This window comes from Clostridium sp. HGF2, from assembly GCF_964240115.1.
GTDB classification, from domain to species: domain Bacteria; phylum Bacillota_I; class Bacilli_A; order Erysipelotrichales; family Erysipelotrichaceae; genus Clostridium_AQ; species Clostridium_AQ innocuum.
In genome coordinates this window covers 24,774-46,757 of the sequence record NZ_CAXSSO010000015.1, presented here as the reverse complement: position 1 = coordinate 46,757, position 21,984 = coordinate 24,774, and the positions used below count along the sequence as shown (strand labels likewise).

The 21,984-nt window shown below is 43.0% G+C and carries 18 protein-coding genes; 16 read left to right on the top strand and 2 right to left on the bottom strand.

Translation table 11 applies throughout. The features are described 5' to 3' along the window. Positions 1–78: 78 nt before the first annotated feature. Both ACESPQ_RS19055 and ACESPQ_RS19050 read right to left on the bottom strand, forming a co-directional pair. Positions 79–948, bottom strand: coding sequence for a DUF2804 domain-containing protein (locus ACESPQ_RS19055; protein WP_373144770.1), 870 nt, complete (start codon positions 946–948; stop codon positions 79–81). Next, positions 941–1,102 (bottom strand): hypothetical protein, encoded by a 162-nt coding sequence (locus tag ACESPQ_RS19050; protein ID WP_373144762.1) that lies wholly within the window; start codon positions 1,100–1,102, stop codon positions 941–943. The genes ACESPQ_RS19055 and ACESPQ_RS19050 overlap by 8 nt, the downstream gene beginning before the upstream one ends. A 222-nt stretch (positions 1,103–1,324) precedes the next feature. Here ACESPQ_RS19050 and ACESPQ_RS19045 point away from each other — a divergent pair, with 222 nt between their 5' ends. The 16 genes from ACESPQ_RS19045 to ACESPQ_RS18970 all read left to right on the top strand — a co-directional run bounded on the left by ACESPQ_RS19045 (position 1,325) and on the right by ACESPQ_RS18970 (position 21,915). Continuing rightward, a complete protein-coding gene (locus ACESPQ_RS19045) occupies positions 1,325–2,035 on the top strand; it encodes an ATP-binding cassette domain-containing protein (RefSeq protein ID WP_373144760.1) in 711 nt (236 codons plus the stop codon). Next, positions 2,025–3,617: a hypothetical protein gene (locus ACESPQ_RS19040; protein WP_118002889.1), complete on the top strand. Its 1,593-nt coding sequence runs from the start codon at positions 2,025–2,027 to the stop codon at positions 3,615–3,617. Before ACESPQ_RS19045 ends, ACESPQ_RS19040 begins: the two co-directional genes overlap by 11 nt. Before the next feature lie 377 nt (positions 3,618–3,994). Then, positions 3,995–8,146, top strand: a complete 4,152-nt coding sequence (locus tag ACESPQ_RS19035; protein ID WP_373144759.1) for a leucine-rich repeat protein — start codon at positions 3,995–3,997, stop codon at positions 8,144–8,146. A 4-nt stretch (positions 8,147–8,150) separates the two neighbouring features. Beyond that, positions 8,151–8,669: an LPXTG cell wall anchor domain-containing protein gene (locus ACESPQ_RS19030; RefSeq protein ID WP_373144758.1), complete on the top strand. Its 519-nt coding sequence runs from the start codon at positions 8,151–8,153 to the stop codon at positions 8,667–8,669. Continuing rightward, positions 8,656–9,384, top strand: a complete 729-nt coding sequence (locus tag ACESPQ_RS19025) for a hypothetical protein (RefSeq protein WP_257328448.1) — start codon at positions 8,656–8,658, stop codon at positions 9,382–9,384. The genes ACESPQ_RS19030 and ACESPQ_RS19025 overlap by 14 nt, the downstream gene beginning before the upstream one ends. A gap of 63 nt (positions 9,385–9,447) precedes the next feature. Further along, positions 9,448–9,960 (top strand): hypothetical protein, encoded by a 513-nt coding sequence (locus tag ACESPQ_RS19020; RefSeq protein ID WP_257328449.1) that lies wholly within the window; start codon positions 9,448–9,450, stop codon positions 9,958–9,960. A gap of 149 nt (positions 9,961–10,109) precedes the next feature. Beyond that, positions 10,110–10,463 (top strand): Imm51 family immunity protein, encoded by a 354-nt coding sequence (locus ACESPQ_RS19015; protein ID WP_002607456.1) that lies wholly within the window; start codon positions 10,110–10,112, stop codon positions 10,461–10,463. A gap of 166 nt (positions 10,464–10,629) precedes the next feature. After that, complete coding sequence (locus ACESPQ_RS19010) at positions 10,630–11,937, top strand: hypothetical protein (protein ID WP_373144757.1); 1,308 nt, start codon at positions 10,630–10,632, stop codon at positions 11,935–11,937. A gap of 357 nt (positions 11,938–12,294) precedes the next feature. Further along, positions 12,295–14,805 (top strand): ATP-binding cassette domain-containing protein, encoded by a 2,511-nt coding sequence (locus ACESPQ_RS19005; RefSeq protein ID WP_373144756.1) that lies wholly within the window; start codon positions 12,295–12,297, stop codon positions 14,803–14,805. A 348-nt stretch (positions 14,806–15,153) separates the two neighbouring features. Continuing rightward, a complete protein-coding gene (locus ACESPQ_RS19000) occupies positions 15,154–15,981 on the top strand; it encodes an energy-coupling factor transporter ATPase (protein WP_373144755.1) in 828 nt (275 codons plus the stop codon). Beyond that, positions 15,957–16,817 carry an energy-coupling factor transporter ATPase gene (locus ACESPQ_RS18995; protein ID WP_118002884.1) on the top strand — a complete coding sequence of 287 codons (861 nt, stop codon included), beginning with the start codon at positions 15,957–15,959 and terminating at the stop codon, positions 16,815–16,817. The genes ACESPQ_RS19000 and ACESPQ_RS18995 overlap by 25 nt, the downstream gene beginning before the upstream one ends. Beyond that, a complete protein-coding gene (locus ACESPQ_RS18990; RefSeq protein ID WP_002607461.1) occupies positions 16,810–17,610 on the top strand; it encodes an energy-coupling factor transporter transmembrane component T family protein in 801 nt (266 codons plus the stop codon). The genes ACESPQ_RS18995 and ACESPQ_RS18990 overlap by 8 nt, the downstream gene beginning before the upstream one ends. Next, positions 17,603–18,361 carry a tRNA pseudouridine(38-40) synthase TruA gene (truA, locus tag ACESPQ_RS18985; protein ID WP_002607462.1) on the top strand — a complete coding sequence of 253 codons (759 nt, stop codon included), beginning with the start codon at positions 17,603–17,605 and terminating at the stop codon, positions 18,359–18,361. Before ACESPQ_RS18990 ends, truA begins: the two co-directional genes overlap by 8 nt. A 265-nt stretch (positions 18,362–18,626) precedes the next feature. Next, positions 18,627–20,030 carry a cation:dicarboxylate symporter family transporter gene (locus ACESPQ_RS18980; protein ID WP_257335587.1) on the top strand — a complete coding sequence of 468 codons (1,404 nt, stop codon included), beginning with the start codon at positions 18,627–18,629 and terminating at the stop codon, positions 20,028–20,030. 319 nt (positions 20,031–20,349) lie between these two features. Then, positions 20,350–21,129, top strand: a complete 780-nt coding sequence (locus ACESPQ_RS18975) for a TraX family protein (protein ID WP_373144754.1) — start codon at positions 20,350–20,352, stop codon at positions 21,127–21,129. Between the two features lie 333 nt (positions 21,130–21,462). After that, on the top strand, positions 21,463–21,915 hold the full coding sequence (locus tag ACESPQ_RS18970) for a GNAT family N-acetyltransferase (RefSeq protein ID WP_257379623.1): 453 nt from the start codon (positions 21,463–21,465) through the stop codon (positions 21,913–21,915). Positions 21,916–21,984: the final 69 nt, after the last annotated feature.

Here is a 21,984-nt window from a genome sequence, read left to right as displayed (position 1 = left end):
TCGGCTTTTAGAACAGATGATACGTAGGCTCTATGGATGTAATCATATCACATAGGTAATTGAAAATAATGATATGGTTTAATAGCGGTTGTGAACCTTTTCAAAAAAGCAAAGCATATCCTCTAGCTTCAAAATGCTTCCATCATCCAATACGGCCGTTCCACTGAGGTAGCCGAAAACCTGATGCTGATCCGTTACAATGATGAGCGCACTTGTTTTCGCACAACGATCAAGAATCGGTCGAAAGGACATTTCAAAGCGTGCGTCGCTGGATGTAATACGCAAAGGCTTGAGATAGCTGTCCGGCGGTATGTGGAAGGTAACATCCTCCAGCTTGTGTGCAACACCATCATACAGCAGTAGATTTTCACTGGCCGCTGTCGTATCACCAAAGCCGTAGCCGACATTGAAGCCAAACGGTTTTCCTTCCACAAGGCCGTTTCCGTTTCCCCAGTACCAGGTGTTGTCATAGGTCCATACCCCACGCCCCCAATCCAGTGTTCCGAAGGAATCCTGTGGATCAAAGTGTATTGTGTTACCGTCAAAGCTGACATTTCCCTCAGCACGCATGCAATTGATTTTCTGATTGTAGTAAAATGCGGTCTTTTTTTCTTTCCACGGTGTCGCAATTACCATACTGTCCATATCCGGCTGATGCAGCGTGATTTCACAATGGAATGGTTTTCCTTCATAGAAGTTCTGAAAATCACAGCGAAGAATGCGTTTGCCCTTCATGACCTGAAATTCCATATCGAGTCGCTTATCCCTGTATCGGCAGGAGCCGCTTTCCGAGCTGGTCGGCAGCTTCAGCTTACCCATTGGAAATGCGTTCAGTATGGTTTCGGTATGCTCCCAGCCCTTCTTAAAATCAAGAAGAGAAACGGATTGCAGTCCGATATAACCGTCATCGGAAATTGTGAAGGCGACCCCATAATGATTGTTAAGTATCAGATAATAATCCCATTCCTTGATTCTCCAGCGTTTTGGCTTTAATATCCTCTCTGCGATATTCCTGCAGCAGGGAGCGGGACCAGCCTGCCTCTTTCAGCCTGCCATGCTCGTTCAGTAAAAGGTGCCGCTGTGTAACCTCATGATTGCGCATACGATAGCCTCCTGTTCTTCTATCTTCATTATAGTAAGTGTCCTGCAGGATTACAATATCATGTCGTAAATCCTTGATTTTATTTGACAAATGAATTTTGTACGGGTATCCTGAAATTACAGATGCCGTAGGCTGTAGCATGACCATCAAATATCCGGTAAAATAAGCGGTCAAACACGGATACAGTGTCTGCATAAGAGAAGGAAACCCGGGAGGATACCTATGAAGCTGCATATACAAAATGTAAAGAAGACCTATGACGATAAGGAAGTGCTGAAAGGGGGCAGCGCTGTTTTTGAACAGGGGAAGATTTATGGCCTGCTGGGGAGGAACGGAAGTGGTAAAACGACGCTGTTTAACTGCATTTCTCACGAGATACCCTGTGAGGGTGATGTTCTGATTGAGGAGCACGGAGAATTGCGTAAGGTAGAGGACAGAGATATCGGGTATGCATATTCCAGCCCGATTCTGCCTGAATTCATGACTGGATTTGAATATATCCGCTTTTATATGGATATTCATGCAAAGGAAATTGATTCTGCCAAGACCATAGATTCCTATTTTGATTTGATGCGTATCGTAGCGGAGGACCGTCACCGTCTGATTAAGGGTTACAGCCACGGTATGAAGAACAAGCTGCAGATGCTGGGGTTTCTGATTTCACGGCCGAAGGTCATTCTGCTGGATGAACCACTGACATCCTTTGATGTTGTTGTGGCAAATGAAATGAAGCATTTGCTGCTGGAAATGAAGGAGGAACACATTCTCATATTCTCCACTCATATTTTACAGCTGGCAAGTGATCTCTGTGATGAAATTGTATTGCTGCATAACGGAGTACTGGAACAGCTCGATCATGATCTGCTGCAACAAAATGATTTTGAGGATCGCATCGTTTCACTGCTGCAGGAGGAAGTAAAGCATGCTGGGTGATATTCTGCTGCTGTTTCGGATTCGGATGACCAGAAAGGTGAACGGATTTTTCTATTACTTTAAAAAACTCCCTCTGATTGGCAGGCTTTTGAAGGAATCCTGTTATGCGGCTGTAAATCTAAAGGGAGTGCTGAGTGTCTTCTCCTTCTTGGTGGATGTCCTGATGAATTTATTGAAGAATTTGCTGTATCTGTTTGTGGTGATTGCTGTGCCGCTGATCAATCTGCAAAAGGGTGCGAATGATGTGCAGATTGCGAATGGATTTCTGTTTGGCTTTGTACTGTTAAGTCTTGTGGCAGGAAGTATAAGCAACAGCAAGCTTCTTTCAGCAGATGATGAAACCTTTATTTTAAGCCGTCAGATGCATATGGAGGCCAGACACTGTCTGTGCTCCCGCAGCTGGTACAGCTATAGTATGAATGCTGTCGGACTCTTCCTGGCATGCCTGCTTCTGTCCTTAATGTTTTCGTTTCCCTTCTGGTATGCATTTATGGCCGGATTCGGCTATCTGGGCTCCCATCAGTGTATGGACATGCTGCAGATGCGGCGCTTTCAAAAGAAAAACAGCTTTTATTTGGATGCGAATATATGGAAGCTCCTCATTTCACTTGGCTCCTTGATCCTGCTGTATGCGCTATACTGGCTGAAAGTGGATTTCAGCTTTGCTCCACGGCTGTTCTGCATCTTTGCACTTGTGTGTGCAGCAGCCATCATTCCCTATCTGCGTTTTGAAAGCGGCTATCATGCTTACAGTGAGCTGCTGACACGTCTGCTTACGGATAATCATGAAATATTGCAGCTGGATAGCAGTCGGATGAAGCAGATGGAGGTAGCTTTGGATGAAAAGAGCTATACCAGTGAGGAGCTGCAATATCAAACGGAGAAAACGGGCTACGCCTTTTTAAATGATCTATTCTTCCGCCGTCATAAGCATTTGATTTATAAGCCGGTAAGATTTCGTCTGGTGATGATGACAGTGCTCTGGCTTGCAGGAACACTTTTGATAATTATGCTGAAGGATGATATGAAACTCACGAAGGATATTCTGGAGCTGCTTCCGCCATTTGTATTCCTTTCCTATATTCTCAGCATCTCACAGCGTGTCTGTAAGGCAATGTTTATGAACTGTGATGTGTCGCTGCTGCATTACAGCTATTATCGCAGAAAGGAGGCGGTGCTGGTAAATTTTCGGCTTCGCTTAAAAAAGCTCTGCTTCTATAATCTCCTGCTCATCATGGTGCTTTGCCTGTACATGAATATCACCGTGGTGCTTGCCGGATTGCCCTATACTCTCTCAACGCTTCTTCTGTTCGATTTTGCTTTGCTTTGTCTGGCTGTGTTTTTCAGTGTTCACTATCTGTTTGTCTACTATATCTTTCAACCGTATAACGAACAGTTTGATATGAAGAATCCGTTCATGTCAATCCTGAACGGCATGGTGTACCTTTTTTGCTATTTCTGCATGCGGTTGGATGGAAATCTGGTGTTTGTCTGCGGTGTATTGGCTGCTACAATTCTATATATTCCGATTGCGCTTACCCTGGTGTACCGTCTGTCACCGAAGACGTTCCATTTGAAATAGATATTTTGAGCGTATACAGGCGGCTTAGATAGTAAAACGAAGAAAATAATTGTAAAAATATATTGCTATTATTTACAAATTTTGGTAATATGTAAATGTAATAAAGTGTTCATAAAATTATACATTTAGAGACAATGTGTTTTATCGCGATATTGTCTCTTTTTTTATACTTTTTCCCGTGTTTTTCTTTAAATCACCTCTATTTAATAAAGTATAATATTATGCATAGGGAGTAGCGCATCGCCGATATATCGAATGAAAGAATCCATGAAAATATCCGCTGTGCGGTATGTAAATGTTTATAAATATATAATAAAGATGAGGTAAGCAAAGAGAATCAGAGGCTATGATGATAATGTCAGAATGGGAGGATGTATATGAAAAGAAGGTTTATCGTGTGTGCACTGACGATAGGAATGATGCTGATGATGATTCCACAGAATTTCATATATGCAGTATCAAACACCGAAGTCGAGGTGACTAGCACAGAAATACATGCTGAAAATGTAAAAGCTGATGTTTCCTATATTGGTAAAAAAGCAGATACGGGAGTGCAGGAAGCAACCTTAGCAGCATCAGCTCCTACAGATCCAACCTTCTTTACATTTGATACAGCAAATCCGGGAATGATTACAAACTATTCTGCAAGACCGGATGCCCCTAAGGATATCGTAATTCCGGATTCCTATGTAAAGGATGGAAAGACGATTGAAATTACAGCAATAGGACAGAGTGCGTTTTCAGGTCAGGAGCTGACATCTGTTGTGCTGAATGATAATCTTTTATCCATTGGGAACAATGCTTTTTCCAGTAATACAAAGATCACCTCCATTGTCATCCCAAACAGTGTAACATCCTTAGGAAGGAGTGCATTTTACGGCTGCAGTGCTTTATCTTCGGTAACTCTGTCAGATCAGCTGAAAGAGCTGCCTGACTCTGTATTCGAAGGTACTAAAGTTGACAATCTGATTGTACCGGAGGGTGTTTTGAATATCGGCAGCAGAGCATTTTACGGGGACAGTGCCTTGAAGAATATTCAGCTTCCCTCGACACTGACAGGAATCGGATCAAATACGTTTTATCGTGCCGGCGCTTTACAATCCATTACTCTTCCCGATAAACTTCAGTTGATATCAGACAGTGCATTTGCATTTAGCGGATTAACAAGTCTGTCACTTCCGGATGCTATTACAAGCATTTCCAGCAATAGCTTTTCCAACTGTACGGCCCTTCAGAATATCAGATGGCCTGCCAATCTGAAAGCTATTAAGAGCAGTGCATTTTCAGGCTGCTTCAATCTTTCTGACATCACATTGCCTGATAGTGTTGAGACAATTGACGCTAAGGCATTTTACAGCTGCTCCGGCTTGCAGAAGATAACAGTGGGCTCATCTATAAAAACAATAGGCCAAAATGCATTTAACGGAACAAAAAGCGGAATCGAAATTCATTTAGAGCAAAAGGCTGTGAACGATGTGACAGGCGCTCCCTGGGGAGCGGTAAAAGCGCAAATATATTGGCAGAGTGATGATGATTCCTGTTTTTATATTAGTGGTGATGGCACAATATTGGGCTTTAAGCCATTAAATCATACGACAGGTTCATCGCAGCATACGGCGTCTAAAAATCACACGATTGTAAATATTCCCTCTGTGATAAATGGAATTACGGTGACTTCCATTGCTGATAATGCATTTAACAGTAATTCCGACATTTTAGCTGTTAATTTTCCAAATACGTTAAAAAGCATAGGTACTAGGGCTTTTTATGGATGTGGAAAATTAGGCTATAACGATAAAAAAATAGTATTTCCTGATTCCGTTACCGATATCGGTGAAGAGGCATTTGTCTCGTTTAGTCTTGCAGTAACTCAGATCCAATTTGGGTCAGGTATTAAAACGATTGGTAAGGACGCTTTCCGTGTAACGAATGCTATGAAAATTCATCTATTGTCAAAAAACGTAAATGAGGTTACAGGAAGTCCATGGGGCGCAAGCAAGGCTTCTATTTACTGGAAAGACAGCGATACTTCCTGCTTCTATGTAGATGATAAGGGGAAATTGATCGGTTTTAAGCCATTAGATCATACTGGCTCTGATGAACACACAGCCTCACAAAATCACACCGTGGTAGACATACCGGAAGAGGTTCGCGGAATAAAGGTGACAAGCATTGGAGCGAATGCATTTGCAAATTCCGATATAACTTCAATCTCATTTCCTGATACCGTCACAGAAATAGAGGAAGCAGCTTGTAAAAATTGTAAGTCCTTAAGCTATGTGCGACTGCCGAGAAATTTGAACATGATACCTGATTATATGTTTTATGGCTGTACACAGTTAAACACCATAATTTTACCGGACGGACTGACAACGATTTCCGATTATGCATTTAGCAATACTTCGCTTGAGACGGTAACATTTCCTGATACACTGCAGAGTATCGGGACTCATACATTTGAAAAGACGAAGATAACATTCCTGCATTTACCTGACAGCGTTACAAAATTGGGTACCGGTGTATTCAGTGACTGTTCTGAGCTTACAGAAGTTACTTTGCCGAACAAGCTGAATAGTATCTCAGGAGCAATGTTCTCTAACGATAAAAAATTAACAACCATCATCCTTCCCGAATCCACCAAAACAATCGGCACATTTGCATTTTCAAATTGCAGCTCACTATCCACCCTCACATTGCCATCAGGTATTACAGAAATTTATGATTATGCATTTCAGGGCTGTACATCTCTGGATAGTCTAACGCTGCCGGAGGGATTGATCAGATTGGGGGAAAATGCAATAAATGGTACCAATGTCTCACAAATCAAGCTTCCGTCAACTCTGTTGTATGCTTCAAAGTCTCTGACTGGCTATAAGGGAAATACCATTTATGTTCATCAGGCTCGGGATTCTTCTGCAATTGCCTGGGCACAGCCATGGGGAGCAACCGGAGCGACCGTATATTATGATGGTGAGTATACCGATATCACTACCTCAGTAACATATGATGCAGTATACAGCAAAGCAACGATTCATGCCGTCATTACAGCTCCTGAAAATGCTATGATTAAATCTGTTACATTGCCGGACGGAGAAAAAAAAGATTTTCTGAATACTCCTGTTTATGAATTTGATTATCCGGTTCATATGAATGGAGAATATACGATAACGGCTTCGACAAATAGTGCGGATACAATACAGGCTGTTAAAGTTTCGGAGCTTGTCTATGCACGAATAGAAGCAAACAGCTTTTCTCTGTCCCTTAACAAGGTGTCAAATCTTACAGAACAGAGTATCCTAAGCAGCGCGCAGGCACATGCATATCGTAACAATGACGAGCAAACGCCCATTACAGTAACACTAGAAACATCGCTGCAGGATATAAAACATGCATTGAATAAATCAGGCAGCCGAACAAATGCGGTGCTGAGCGCTACGACAAAGACACCGGATGATAAGACTGATATTACAGTGAAAAAGGAAATTATCATTTCTGTTAGTGACGTGGTACGAGTTACTTTTAAGGACTGGAACGGTACGATATTAAAGGATGCGACAGAAATAACTGTTGGAAGCAGTGCAGTTCCGCCAGCTGACCCGAAACGTGAGGGATATACATTTACCGGCTGGGATCATCCATTATCGAATATTCAGGAGGATACCGTATTTACTGCCCAGTATATGCAGAAGCAATATTCAGTAAAGTACGATACCAATGGCGGTACACCTGCTTATCCGGATAAAATAGTAACATGGGAGCAAAAGAATCTGTTGCCGGGGATTCCCAAAAAAGAGCATTATGAATTCCTGGGCTGGCGCATTGCAGGAAGCAGTGAAAATATAACCAGTGACAGTGCTTTTAAGGAGCTTGCTTATAATGATCAGGTTTCATCCATCGCACTGTTCGCTGCTTGGAAACCAGTATCGTATAAACTGCATCTTATCACCAATGGAGGAAGAGAGCCGGATATTGAAAGATCCTTTACGATTGAAAACAATAAAGTGGATATCAGTGATGTTAAGGTAACAAAAATCGGAAGCAGCTTTTCCGGATGGAATACAATGCAGGATGGCAGCGGTGATACAGTTGAAGCTTTACAAGACTATGAGCCGCCATTAAAAGATACATATTTATATGCTCAATGGACAGCACAGGATGCCAGCTATTATGTAGCTATTCCTAATAAGATAACATTGCATAATATACCCGGAAGCGGTTATGCCGGTGCATCGGAAGTGATTCAAATGGATGAGTCTCATGTTGAAGATGCCACTATGCCGGATAAGGCGGTTGAAGTTTATTGTACGCCGTCCATCACCCTGACAAATACTGAATCACAGAATGCCTATACTGCGAAGGTACTGACATCTGAACAAAAACCATATGAAGATGCTTCCAAACCGCTAATGATTTTAAGCATGAAGGGAACCAAGCAGAAGGAATTCCACCTCCGCACGGTGAAAAACAGTCAATGGAAGCGCGGTATATATGAAGGAAGCATGATGTTTCGCTTTAGATTGGGAGGGTGATTGTATGCATAGCAAAAACTATGGGACTGCATTGTTTCTTATCCTGATGATTTTTGGTCTTACAATTCTTCCTGTAAATGCACATGAGGTAGAAGTAAGCTATGTACCACAGGATTATGAATTAAAAACCTTTCATATGGAAGTACGTATACAGGGAGAAGGTGCCGTGCTGGATCAGGGACTAACATTGAAAAATCCTACTTTCTTTACATTGCATTCTGATGAAAAAAAGCAGTTTGTAATGCAGCCTGCACAAGGATATGAAATTGCCGATATCCAATATGACGGGGAAGATATAACAAATCTGCTGCAGCAGCAGACACTTACTGTCAAAGGAAAGGATCATGATACAAAACTGATCGTTACTTTTTGTAAACAATCACAAAAACCCCGAAAGGACACAGATACAGTGGAAACAGGGGATTCGATAGCCACAGCAGTTTACCTTTCCATCATCTTGTTATCTGCTGGCTTTATCATCTTCGTCAGGAAGAAAAAGGAGAAGCTGCATGACAAGAGGTAAGCGCGAATTCAGAAGTAAGGGTGTAAACTGGCCATGTCTGTCACCAAAGGATATGAAGGAAAAGTATCAGAATAAGACCTATGCAGTGATAGGAGAGGTAGGGGCTAAAGCTATAAAAGGAAGGACTGTGGATATTTCCGCAGGACAGAAAAATTTAAAGGCTGCGCCGGCAGGAACCTATCACGCCATGCTGTATCGTACATATGGCTATATCGAAGTTGAAAAGGATACTTATCTTGCAGTAAAAAAGAGTAATATACACTATATTTTGCTGACGGCATGTATCGTGCTTGCCTTGTTTATCGGTATTACCTGGAATACACAGGGGAATGTGCCGCTAGATCCAAATTCACAGGATTACAAAGGTAAATTGCAGAGACCTGAAAATTGGGATGCGAATTCTATATTGATACCGGGATTTGACGATCTCCATATGAACGCTGATTCGGATACCATTTATGTGGCATTCAGTAATCCAAAGGAAAATCCATGTTACTTCCAATACACAATTGTTTTGGATAAAACAGAGGAGATTCTATATACAAGCGGGCTTATAGAGCCGGGGAAGGCAGTCGTAAAAGAAACGCTTAACAAACCGTTCCCGGAGGGTGTTTATCCGATTACAATTAAAATTCGCTCCTATTCTCTGGAGGATTATGAAAAAGAGCTAAATGGAGGAGCTGTACAAACAAATCTAGTTTCGCTAAAGGAATAGAAAAAAGATGGTAAGAAAGAAGAAATCTTCTTACAGATAAATGAGAATAGAGGAGGAAAAAAAATGAAAAAACTATTCGCAACAGCAGCAGCGATGGCAATGTTTCTGTCATTGGGTGCGACCACAGTATTAGCAGCAGATGAGGATACAAAGGATGTAGATGTCACTTATGACAATTCAGAAACGATTGTTGACCCTACGGATCCTGATGCAGGAAAATGGGGGGTACGAGTACCCGCATCCATTCAGTTTACAGAAACAACAAAATCGGTAAATGCTGATCTTGAACTGGTTGGTTTAAATGGTAATGACATTGCTGCAATGAATAAAGATGTAGACGTTACAGTTAAATCATCAAAGGGAATGAAATTATCTCTATCTGATGGAACGGATGAATTGCCGTATACACTGACATATGGATCAACGACAATGAATGGTTCAACACCAATTACTGTGAATTTGACATCACAGGCAACGAAGCAGGCCGGTACTGCAACCTTGCCAGGGTCATCTGTAGCAACCAAAAAAGGAGTACATAAGGATATCTTAACTTACACAGTAGCAATGCATAAATGATTATTGTTATAAGCCTTTATTGTAATAGTTTAGGCATTTCAGATAACGTGACAATGTAAACAAAACGGAATCAAACTGAATGAGGAGCCTATTTCAATCAGTCTGATTCCATTTTTTTCAATCGATTTATTAACTGATAGGAGCATATTATGGAAATAGAAACGTCGATTAAAAATGAGCAGTTTCAGATTATGAGAATCGAAGATACATATACCGTTCGAATCGATATTAAGGACCATATGAAGGAATTGTTTATAAAACATAAAGGGGATGGCTTTGTATGCTGCGGCTATGACTGGTGCACATTGCTGATTGCATTCATGTATCATAATGAAGAACTGAAAAATTTATGGTATGTTTTTGACTATGAACCGACGGATGAACAGTTATGTGTATCATCAAAGGATGGTGACGCTTTACAACAGCTTATGGAGGCATTTGGAAAGATATATAACAACGCAGCTTTTATAGAGCATTTAATGCAGGAGATTGACTATAAATAATGTTATGATGGAATGAAGCATTTTCTGATTGATCATTTATAATCATAGTATGAAAGGATGTCATAATGGAAATACAAATGCAACTGCGTATGCAAAATATCCTTAAAAAATAGATTGCGGAATTTTTTCTTTCCGCTATAATTATAGGAAGTAGGGAGATGAGGGCATGCTGAAGAAAAATTTTAATTATTTTACTATGTTTGCGACCGGGCTGTTTTTCTGTGTGCTCGGTTTTTCCTTTATCTTCGATTCTCTTGCTGTCTGGAACTGGCTGTATACCACACTTGTCATCGGTATATCCGTCGCCGGAGTCTTTCGTATGTTCAACATGATTCTGAATTACCGCAAGCTGAAGCATAAGGGTGGACAGTTTCTGGATATTATCGTGTGGCTGATTGCCATTATCATATCACTGACCATACCGGAAACCTTCTTCGCGATATTTCCACGGTTGATCGGCTGCTGGATCCTGCTGCATGCCATCATCAAAATTATCGTCTTTTATATCAAAATCAAGGATCGGCTGCCCATTCCGTTTACGAAGGTGATTTTTCTATGCGGCGATTTGATTATCGCTTTCTTTCTGATTGTAAATCCGGGAGCGCATGAGGATGTAATCAGCTTTTTTCTGGGAGCCTATTTTCTTATTTACGGAGGAAATACCCTGCTTGATCTGATACGGGAAATTCTGCCAAGCGGCAGCGGGGATAAGCTGGATCAGAAAATTCAGCTCTCGGTACCTCCGGTATTGTCTGCCATCATCCCTCCGCATTTGATGAGTACCCTTTTGAACAAGGATAAAGAGGATGAAATCAAGGAGCGCTTTGATGCCATAAAGGAGGATATTCCCGTTGATATGGAGGTGCTGATTCATTTAGCGCCAAGCGGACCCGCTATGTTTGGACATGCGGATGTCGTGTATCGCGGACTGGTCATATCCTATGGCTGCTATGATCCGCATAATCGACATTTGTTTGGAACATTGGGAGATGGTGTCGTCATTATCGCACCAAAGGATACCTATATCCGAAACTGTCTGGAGAATGAGAATAAGACACTGATCGGCTTTGGTGTATCTCTGAATGAGGAACAGAAAAAAAGGCTGAATGACCGCATTCTGGAGGTATTTGAGACCTTTTGCGATTTCGAGTGTGACGAGCAGCTGAAACAGAAAGGACTTCCTTGCAAGGGAGCGTGTGATGACTATCTGAGCCGTGTAACCAGAACATCACCGGATGCCAGATTTTATAAGATACGGGAAGGAAAGCTGAAAACCTTTTTTGTCGTTTCGAGCAACTGCGTATTTTTTCTGGGAAACCTGCTGAGCTCCATCGGCTTGAATCTGTTTGACCTCAGCGGTATTATATCTCCGGGAGCGTATTATGATTTTTTAAACAAGCAGTTTAAAAGTCACAAGGGATTTATTGTTTCCCGCAGACTATATCGGAAAAAGGATGTGGATCAGTTTGATTAAAGCATATCTGAAATCTATAAATAATCGCCAAATGGTACAGAATCGGAAGCACACATCAGGATTTATCAAAGCAGAGCGAAGTAGTTACACATCTGCGGCTGATAAGTCTTTTTTTTAGAAGAAAGCTTACGAATTTGCAAATAGGATGAACAATAGCTGTACGAGGTTTCCTGCTATGTGATGGTTTACGGGGATACATGTGCAGTCTTCCTTAATAAGACTGTAAAGGAATGTTCTGAACCTTACAAAATGGTCACATTTCTATGAATACATTGACAAATCCAGTTAATTCTTATAGTGTATTAGTGTAATAGATACAGTAGTACAGTTATCGTTTTGTACAGGGAGGAGAATATTATGCTGGAGCTTAAACATATAGCAAAGACGTATAAAACAACAAAGGGAGTGAGAACTGAGGCTTTGAAGGATATCAATCTGCGCTTTCCACAGCGCGGGATGGTGTTCGTATTAGGAAAATCAGGGTCTGGGAAATCCACCTTACTGAATATCATCGGCGGACTGGATCAGGCAGATACAGGGGAAATCATCATCAACGGAAAAAGCTCTGCGGATTTCAAGCAATCAGATTATGATTCCTACCGCAATACGTATGTGGGATTTATCTTTCAGGAATTCAATCTGATGGAGGAATACACCATCGAGAAAAATATCGCCATGGCGCTGCAGCTGCAGCAGAAGGAAGCGTCTTCTGCACAAATCGAGCAGCTGCTGGAACGTCTGGGTCTGAGCGGCTATGCGACGAGATATCCGAATGAATTATCCGGAGGACAGAAGCAGCGCGTTGCCATCGCGCGTGCCTTGATCAAGGAACCGGAAATCCTGATGGCAGATGAGCCGACAGGAGCGCTGGATTCTGCGACAGGGAAAGAAATATTCGATACTCTGAAGGAATTGAGCAGAGAAAAGCTGGTCATCGTTGTCAGTCATGACCGGGAGTCTGCACAGGACTATGCAGATCGGATTATCGAATTTAAGGACGGTGTTGTGGAATCTGATACAGCACCCGATGTCGATGAGCAGCATGAGGTATTTGAAGCTATTCATTCCCATCTGCCGTTCAAAGACAGCTTCCGACTTGGATTTTCCTGTCTTGGCCACAAAAAGATCCGAATGGTATTCACCATTCTGCTGACCAGCTTCGCCCTGCTGCTCCTGGCACTTTCGGATGCTGTTGGAAATTTCAGTTCGGTAAATGCCCAGTATAAGGCAGCTGAGGAATTACAGGAGCAGTATGCCGGTGTTCGTTATCAGTATCTGGATGATAATGGAAATACCATCTATACCGGTATGGATACACAGATAAAGGATTCGGATATCCATGCTGTTTTAAAGGAGAATGCAAAGCAGAAGTTCGCAAAGGTCTATTCCTGGGACACGATGCCGCTGCGTCTGGGAGATTTGGGAATCGAAGAGCTGGACAGTACGGCGTATTCCGCTGCAGTCGAACAGTATAAGCTGACGGAAATGAGCAGCTTTGATACTCTGGGCTACAAGGATATCAAGGGATCCTTTCCCAAGGATTACAGGGAAATGGCAATTTCCTCCTATCTGGCGGATATCATTCTCACACAGGGAATCGCAGATGAGAAAGGAAAGCTGCAGTTTCCGAAGACATATGATGATATTCTGAAAAACGTAAAGCTTCCAATCGGAGATACATGGATGCGCATCAGCGGGATTGTAGTCAAGGATACCGGCAAATATGAATCCCTGAAGAAGGTCAGTGCGAATAATATTGACAGTGAAACGTACAAGCTGGTTCGTGAATTCCGAAATATAGCAAGCATAAGCTGTAATAAGCTGTATGTGAAAGAGGGCTTTGTAAACACAGTGAAGCAGCAGAAGGGAACGGTTCTGGACAGCAGTAAGCATACATTATATCTGCGTGTGAATGAGCAGGATATGGGCATGTCCTCACTGGCTTATCCTGCGCAGACGGTTACCTATTTCAATGGTACGGAAATGGTTTCCACTAAGAGCGTGAAAAAAGATGAAATCCTGCTTACGCCGGATATGCTGATGCTTATTCTGGGAAAATCGGAAAGCTTCTACAGTGATGCTATGGCGAAGAAGTCTTCGGAAGAAATCCGCACAGCTCTGCAGGACAGTGCGAAGCGGTTGATTGGAAGAAGTGTGGAGCTGCATGTACAGGAGGGCTTTGGAAACAGCGGTGAGCTTTTGAAGCAGCAGGTACGCATTGCCGGTGTAGTGATGCCGGAGGGAAAGTTCAGTATGGAGGATGTTTATCAGATCAATGATAATATGGTCAATCAGGAGCTGATTGCCGCTTACATTCCGGATACGCTGTATGTCAGTGAGCTGCTGGGAAGCTTTGATGATACCACATTGAAGCCGTTTCTTGAACAATACGATATCGGCAACAATCTGTATGCCAACACGGTAGCTACGCAGGATGTCAAGAGCATCAAGGATTTTGCGAGCTTCGCTACCAGGGTGTTCTTCTATGCAAGCATTGCCCTGTTCATCTTTGCGGCAGTGCTGATGATGAATTTCATCATTGTATCGATTTCCTATCGTAAAAAGGATATCGGGATACTTCGTGCCATCGGCGCAAGAAGCACAGATGTTTTGAAAATCTTTATCTGGGAAGGAGTCATGCTGGCGGTAATCTCCTATGTGATAACCATGATAGGTCTGCAGCTGGTGTCACTGATCACCAATACGTTCGCAAAGGAGGAAATCGGTGTTCTGATTTCACCGGTCATCATTACATTGCGTCAGCCGCTGCTGATGCTGGTAATCGTTGCGGCAGTAACCTTTATCGCCTGTATCCTTCCGGTAACAAGAATTGCCCGTCAGCGTCCGATAGACGCAATCAAGAAGTAAATGAAAGAACAATGATCAAACAGAATCCATTCATCGAAAAAAAGCAGGATAATTTTATTGATTATCCTGCTTTTCATTGATAAAGAACCGGATGTTTAACGCGGGTGACATCCGTAAATCAGCAGGTGAAAAAATTTTATATAGGATACAGCATAATCGCTGTTTATATAATGAAGAATTGATGGTTTCTCTGCTTTACATACCAGAACCGAAAAAGCATGAAGAAACCTCATACATATAAGGAAGAATCCATGGTTTATGCTGTTAGTTTTGTTTTACACAGTAGATTTATTGTGTTCACTTTCGATTCGTTGTATAATAAAAACGCTATAATTTTGAGGTGAGAACATGGAAAAAATACGTGTGGAGGATCTGACCTTCTCTTATGATAAGGAAACAAATGCAGTGGAGCATGTTTCTTTTTCAATTGAAGAGGGAAGCTATACAACCATTATCGGACATAACGGAAGCGGCAAGTCAACGATTGCTAAGCTGTTGATCGGTTTGCTGGATAAGGATCAGGGACATATTTATGTGGATCAGGATGAACTGAGCATGGACACCCTGTATGATATTCGCAATAAGGTGGGAATCGTGTTTCAGAATCCCGACAACCAATTTATCGGCGCTACCGTAGCGGATGATATCGCGTTTGGGTTGGAAAATCATCAGGTGGAAACGGAAAAAATGCAGCCGATTATCGAACGTTTTGCACAGAAGGTGAAAATGACGGAATATATGCAGAGTGAACCGACCAAGCTGTCCGGCGGGCAGAAGCAGCGTGTGGCAATCGCCGGTGTTCTTGCCATGTCTCCGCAGATTCTTATTTTTGATGAATCCACGAGTATGCTGGACCCGCAGGGAAAAGCGGAAATCAATGAGCTGATTCAGGAAATTCATAAAGAAAGCAAGATTACAATTATTTCGATAACCCATGACATTGAAGAGGTCAGTAGGTCGGACTATGTCATCGTCATGGATGGCGGACACGTGGTTATGAAGGGACTTCCTGACGATATTTTAAGAAAAGAAAAAGAGCTGATCGATCTTCAGCTGGATATACCGTTTGCCTTAAAGTTCACAAAGGCCATGCGTGCACATGGTGTGGATATGAAGGATTGCACAACGATGGAAAAGGTGGTGGATGAAGTATGCCGATTACATTTCGAAAAGTAGCACATACCTATAATGCGGATTCTCCGTTTTCCTATGCAGCCTTAAAGGGCATTGATCTGGAGATTCCCGAGGGTAGGGTAACTGCCATTATCGGTGAAACCGGCAGTGGAAAGTCTACCCTGGTACAGCATCTGAATGCGCTGCTGCTTCCTACGGAGGGAGAAGTGCAGATTCTGGATAAAACGATTACCGCCGGCAGCAAGCCGAAAAATCTGAAGGAGCTGCGCCGTCTGGTCGGTCTGGTGTTCCAGTTTCCGGAATATCAGCTGTTTGAAGAAACCATTGAAAAGGATATCAGCTTCGGACCGAAGAATTTCGGCGTCAGTGCTGAGGAAGCGGCACAGCGTGCGAAGGAGGTACTGAAGGTCGTCGGTTTGGATGAAAGCTACCTGCAGCGCTCACCGTTTGATTTATCCGGGGGACAGAAGCGAAGAATTGCCATTGCCGGAATCCTTGCCATGAACCCGGATGTGCTTGTACTGGATGAGCCGACTGCCGGACTGGATCCGCAGGGAGCCAGCGATATGATGCGGCTGTTTGTGGATATGAATAAGAAATACGGAAAAACCGTTTTGATCGTAACACATGATATGGAGCATGTATTACAATATTGTGAAGAGGTTGTCGTTGTTCAGGACGGAAGCGTCAAAAAGCACTGTGATGTGCAGTCCTTCTTTGAAACCGTAGAGCTCCTGCAGGAGCTGAATATCAATCCCCCGGCTGTGATACGGCTTCGGGAAGAGCTGATTCGCCGCGGCTTTTCCATCGACCGCACTCTGCTGGACATGGACAAGCTGGCTGCGGCTGTCGCTTGTGAGGTGAAGAAGCATGAATAATATCGCACTTGGAAAATATCTGCCGCTGGATTCCATCATTCATCATATGGATCCCAGAGCCAAAATCGGTGCCATGCTGATTATGATGATTGCGATTTTCATACCGGCAGGCTATGCGGGCTATGGAGTTATTGCGGCTGCGGTCATCGGAACTGCTCTGCTGGCACGTTTAAAGCTGTCCTTTTTATGGAGAGCAATGAAGCCGATGCTGTTCATGCTGACGTTTCTGCTCATCATCAATCTGCTGGTTATCCGTGACGGGGATGTTCTGTTTACCATATTCGGATTTTCTGTCTACACCGGGGCAATTGCACAGACCCTGTATATCGTTGTCCGTCTTGCTTTAATGATTATGATTACCACAATTCTGACTGCCACCACAAAGCCGCTGGAGCTGACGCTGGGAATCGAAGACCTGCTGAAGCCGTTTCAGGTCATTCATGTACCTGCTCATGAAATTGCCATGATGATTTCCATCGCGCTGCGCTTTATTCCAACGCTGATTGAAGAAACACAGCGCATCATGAAGGCGCAGGCATCCCGTGGTGTGGATATGGAGGAGGGAAGCCTGATGGAAAAGGTGAAGGCGATTCTTTCTCTGATCGTACCGCTGTTTGTATCTGCATTCCAGCGTGCCGAGGATCTGGCGTATGCCATGGAGGCAAGAGGCTATATCCCCAACCGTATGCGGACGCGCTATAAGCAGCTGAAGATGGAAGGCAGAGATTATGTTCTGCTTAGTGCATCTGTTCTGGTTTTCGCTGCAATGGTTGCTATGATGCTGTATGCCTAGATATAAGGTGATTCTCAGCTATGACGGTACTGCCTACGGAGGCTGGCAGCGGCAGACGAATACGCATTCCATACAGCAGGAAATTGAAGCAGCCATGGAAAAAATCGAAGGCAGCTTTATCCGTATTACGGCAAGTGGAAGAACAGATGCCCATGTGCATGCACTCGGACAGGTATTTCATTTTGATTCCGCTAAGGATCTGGCACCGGAGAACTGGAGGCGTGCTTTAAATTCCCTGCTTCCTCACGATATCCGGATACAGGATGTATGTCTTGTAGAGGATGACTTCCACGCACGCTTTCATGCGGTAAGCAAGCGCTATGATTATCTGATTACAACGGATGTGAACAATCCGTTTTATTATCATTATATGGGGAAGGATCGCAAGGTGCTGGATGTAAAACGTATGAGTGAATGTGCCAGAGTGTTTCTGGGAACCCATGATTTTACAAGCTTCACCAGCAGCAAGCTTGATCCGCGCAAATCAAAGGTCAAAACCATCACCCGTTTGGATATCGTACAGGAGGAGCATGCTGTCCGCCTTGTTTTCGAGGGGAACGGTTTTTTGCGCTATATGGTGCGTATGATTGCACAGACCCTGATTGAAGCAGGCAAGCATCGTCTGGATGTTGCGGATGTCAAACAGATGCTGTATGGGCAAGATAAGCATCTGTGCCGGTATAAGGCACAGGCGGAAGGACTTTATCTGGTCCACGTAACCTATGCGGATACGAAAAAAACAAAGGAATAAGTACAAAATGACTTGCTATCGGCAGGTCGTTTTTCTGTTTGCAGATGTTCTCAAAAATGCACATTTCCTTTTCATGCCTGCAAAATGTGGGTTAAGGAAAGCAAGCTGCTGTTTTCGCCTGTACCGAGGGCTTTTAAACAGCATATGATAAAAAACAGGTATAAAAGCTTGGATATGGTTCATAACATAAAAGAGCAGTAAGCATATGACTTGAAAAAATAAAGCTACTTGTATATGATAGTCAGGTACAACGAGGAGGGATTTTATGAAAAACGTGTTTCTAAGCCAGTTTCTGATGATCAGTGAGTGGAAAACCATTGTGTTTCTCATCGCCTATCTGCTGCTGGCTTTTGCAGTATATAAGCTTCCAAAGAAAAAATTCAGCTTTTCCAGCAAGGTGCTGATTGCGACTGTGCTCGGTCTGGCACTGGGACTTGCCATGCAGGCGGTATCCGGTTTTGCGGCAGACCCGATGAAGATTCCGTTTGTGAATGAAACGACACTGTGGTATTCGCTTATCGGTAACGGCTTCATTGATTTTATCCGTATGCTGGTAATTCCGCTTGTCATGGTTTCCATCATTCATGTTATCCTTCATATGGATGAGCGTGAAAATGTACGCAAGCTTGTAAAACACAGTATTCTTACTACCATGGGTATGGTGGCCGTTGCCGCTGTTGTCGGTCTGACACTGGGAATCGTCTTTCAGCTTGGAGGCAGCGGAAGTGCCGCATCCATCACAAACGGAGAGATGAAGGAGGTCGTACCGGTTGTGACGACTCTGCGCAATCTGATACCTGCCAATCCTGTGGAAGCCATGGTCAACAGCAATGTTGTTGGACTGGTAATCTTCTCCGCATTTTTCGGGCTTGCGGCACGCCGTATGCAGAAAAAGTATCCCGATACCATCCAGGTGTTTTATGAGCTGATTGATGCTCTGCACAAGATTATCATAAGTATTGCCATGACGATTATTAAGGGAATGCCATATGCAGTGCTGGCATTATTGGCAAATACGATTGCACAGCGCGGTCTGAACAGTATTCTGGAGGTTGGAAAGTTCATCGTGATTCTGTATATTGCATGTATCATACAGCTCATGATTCAACTGCTCGCTATTTCCTTTTTCAAGGTCAATCCGATCACATATTTGAAAAAAAGCTATTCTCTGTTACTGCTTGCCTTTACCTCCCGCAGCTCTCTGGGAGTTCTGCCGGCAACGATTGACACACTGACGCAGAAGCTCGGGGTGTCACAGGGAACCGCAAGCTTTGTATCCAGCTTTGGAACAACGGCCGGTATGCAGGGCTGTGCAGGAGTTTTTCCGGCGCTCCTGATTGTCTATGTCGCAAATACCAGCGGTACACCGATTGATATCAGTTTGATCATCATGTCCATCATTGTCATTACCATCGGCTCCATTGGTATTGCCGGTATCCCGGGTACCAGTACCATGGCGGCCTCAGTCGGTTTGTCCGGTGTTGGCCTTGGAGCATCCTTTGCTTTCATAACACCAATTCTGGCAATCGATCCCATTATTGATATGATGCGTACCATGCTGAATGTATCCGGGTCACTGACCAATGCCATCATGGTTGACCGTCAGCTGGAGCTGATGGATATGGAGCTGTATCAGGATATGACACGCAAGGAAGCAGAAAAGGTATAAAGTTGCGGGCATGGAATGAAATGAAATGTGCCTGCGTGAAACAGAAGAAACAGGGAACGGGCTTAGCCTGCACCTGTTTCTTTTTTTGTAATACATATGGAAGAGGGCAGAGAGTCTGAGCAGATTGTTTTTTGTCTATTGTCATGCAAGTGTTTCTCCGTTTCAGAGCGTCTATTTCTTTGTGGAGATCAGCTATTGGCAGCGGGTGTTTTGTATATTATAATGAGAATACGTACAGCTTGGGTAAATTTATGGAGAAAAGCAGGTGTAAAGCTGGTGGAAACGACAAGAACAGCGATATATCGATAGGAGAATACAGATGAAGAAAATAATACTAAATCAGGCATCACTGAAGCTTATCGCAATGGGTCTGATGCTTCTGGACCATATATATAAAATTTTCTGCTTTGATGTACGGGATTTTCTTCTTGTACATACCACGCTGACACAGGAAGTCATTCAATGGGGAATTCAGCTGATCGGTATGCTTGGCGCCGCCTCCTTCTGGATCTTTGCATTTTTCATAGCAGAGGGCTGTCGTAGGACTCACAATCGCAGTGCCTATCTAATTCGATTGCTGATTATGGGGCTGATATCGGAAATTCCCTTTCAGTATATGATCTGCATTTTACTGGATGCACCGCTCACTCTGCACTTCGCTTTAACGAACATTTTTTTCACCCTTTTTCTGGGAGCTACAGCTATTATGGCCTATGATGCTTTCAGAAGCAGACAAACGCTTCAAAAGCTCTCCCTCCTACCATTGCCTCTTTGCATGCTTATCGCATATGTCCTGCAAACAGACTACGGTGCCCTTGGTGTTCTGGCGATTTTTGTCTGCTATTGCGGAAGTGATGAATATCGTCTGTATCGTCTGGGAGGGGTCATCCTGTTGGAAGCCTCTACTCTCCTTATACAGGGACAAAGCCTTCAGGCAGATGATCTGCTGTATGCTTTCCTGTATATCCTCTACGCTTCTTTGTCCCTGCCGCTGTTATCCTGCTATAACGGTAAAAAAGGAGCCCTGCCAAAATGGTTATTCTATACCTTCTATCCCTTGCACATCACCATTCTGGTTGTATTGTATATCACTGCATGAAAAGACAAGAAAATCATACAGGAAGCTATCCTGCATGTACCGAGCTGTTTTCTATTATGTTAATAGCAGGGCTGTAATTTTCTCTTTATTTTATAGCCGCTCTTTTCATATCGGAAAGACTTTAATGAAAACTTCTATGAGTATCGTGAATGCTAAAAGGATACGAGTTTAAGAATTTGCTGCAAAGAACATATCAAATAGCATTCTTATAAAGCGTTGACGGCTAAACAATTCATCGAAAGCAGAAAGAAATGACGATATTGAAGCAGTATGATATAATGTACAGAATGATAAACCGGCATCAGTCGTTTATATGATAGGAGGCTGTTAACAATGAATATACAGCGCATTGCAAACCGGCATCTTGAAGATGTAACCAAATTGGTTACAAAGGTTTTTATGGAATTTGAAGCACCGGATTATACGGATGAGGGGATAAAAACGTTTTTTGATACTGCATTGCATAATCACAAGTTTATGGACCAACTGGATATCTGGGGGGCATATATAAACAAAAAACTGACTGGTATAATTGCGACTAGAAACAACGGCAGTCATATAGCGCTGTTCTTTGTTGATGATGAATATCATCGACAGGGAATCGGACGAAGGTTGTTTGAAGCAGCATTAAAAAATTCTTCTTCCAATGAGTTAACTGTAAATGCATCTCCTTATGCCAGGGAAATTTATCACCATTTGGGCTTCAAAGCCACAAATACTGAACAAACTGTTATGGGGATACGCTTTATTCCAATGATATACAGAAGCAAAACAAGAGACTGCTAAACTCCGCCTTCAATTAACATAAGCTTTTATATAGCATTATTTATGTTTTTTTTCATTGCAACTACGAGT

Excerpts from the sequence above, each read along its gene's own strand:
- ACESPQ_RS19005 (WP_373144756.1), top strand. The coding sequence starts at position 12,295 with ATGCTGGAGCTTAAACATATAGCAAAGACGTATAAAACAACAAAGGGA.
- ACESPQ_RS18990 (WP_002607461.1), top strand. The coding sequence starts at position 16,810 with ATGAATAATATCGCACTTGGAAAATATCTGCCGCTGGATTCCATCATT.
- ACESPQ_RS18970 (WP_257379623.1), top strand. The coding sequence starts at position 21,463 with ATGAATATACAGCGCATTGCAAACCGGCATCTTGAAGATGTAACCAAA.
- ACESPQ_RS19040 (WP_118002889.1), top strand. The coding sequence starts at position 2,025 with ATGCTGGGTGATATTCTGCTGCTGTTTCGGATTCGGATGACCAGAAAG.
- ACESPQ_RS19030 (WP_373144758.1), top strand. The coding sequence starts at position 8,151 with ATGCATAGCAAAAACTATGGGACTGCATTGTTTCTTATCCTGATGATT.
- ACESPQ_RS19000 (WP_373144755.1), top strand. The coding sequence starts at position 15,154 with ATGGAAAAAATACGTGTGGAGGATCTGACCTTCTCTTATGATAAGGAA.
- ACESPQ_RS18975 (WP_373144754.1), top strand. The coding sequence starts at position 20,350 with ATGAAGAAAATAATACTAAATCAGGCATCACTGAAGCTTATCGCAATG.
- ACESPQ_RS19045 (WP_373144760.1), top strand. The coding sequence starts at position 1,325 with ATGAAGCTGCATATACAAAATGTAAAGAAGACCTATGACGATAAGGAA.
- truA (WP_002607462.1), top strand. The coding sequence starts at position 17,603 with ATGCCTAGATATAAGGTGATTCTCAGCTATGACGGTACTGCCTACGGA.
- ACESPQ_RS19010 (WP_373144757.1), top strand. The coding sequence starts at position 10,630 with ATGCTGAAGAAAAATTTTAATTATTTTACTATGTTTGCGACCGGGCTG.
- ACESPQ_RS19050 (WP_373144762.1), bottom strand. The coding sequence starts at position 1,102 with ATGCGCAATCATGAGGTTACACAGCGGCACCTTTTACTGAACGAGCAT.
- ACESPQ_RS19020 (WP_257328449.1), top strand. The coding sequence starts at position 9,448 with ATGAAAAAACTATTCGCAACAGCAGCAGCGATGGCAATGTTTCTGTCA.
- ACESPQ_RS18980 (WP_257335587.1), top strand. The coding sequence starts at position 18,627 with ATGAAAAACGTGTTTCTAAGCCAGTTTCTGATGATCAGTGAGTGGAAA.
- ACESPQ_RS19035 (WP_373144759.1), top strand. The coding sequence starts at position 3,995 with ATGAAAAGAAGGTTTATCGTGTGTGCACTGACGATAGGAATGATGCTG.
- ACESPQ_RS19015 (WP_002607456.1), top strand. The coding sequence starts at position 10,110 with ATGGAAATAGAAACGTCGATTAAAAATGAGCAGTTTCAGATTATGAGA.
- ACESPQ_RS18995 (WP_118002884.1), top strand. The coding sequence starts at position 15,957 with ATGCCGATTACATTTCGAAAAGTAGCACATACCTATAATGCGGATTCT.
- ACESPQ_RS19025 (WP_257328448.1), top strand. The coding sequence starts at position 8,656 with ATGACAAGAGGTAAGCGCGAATTCAGAAGTAAGGGTGTAAACTGGCCA.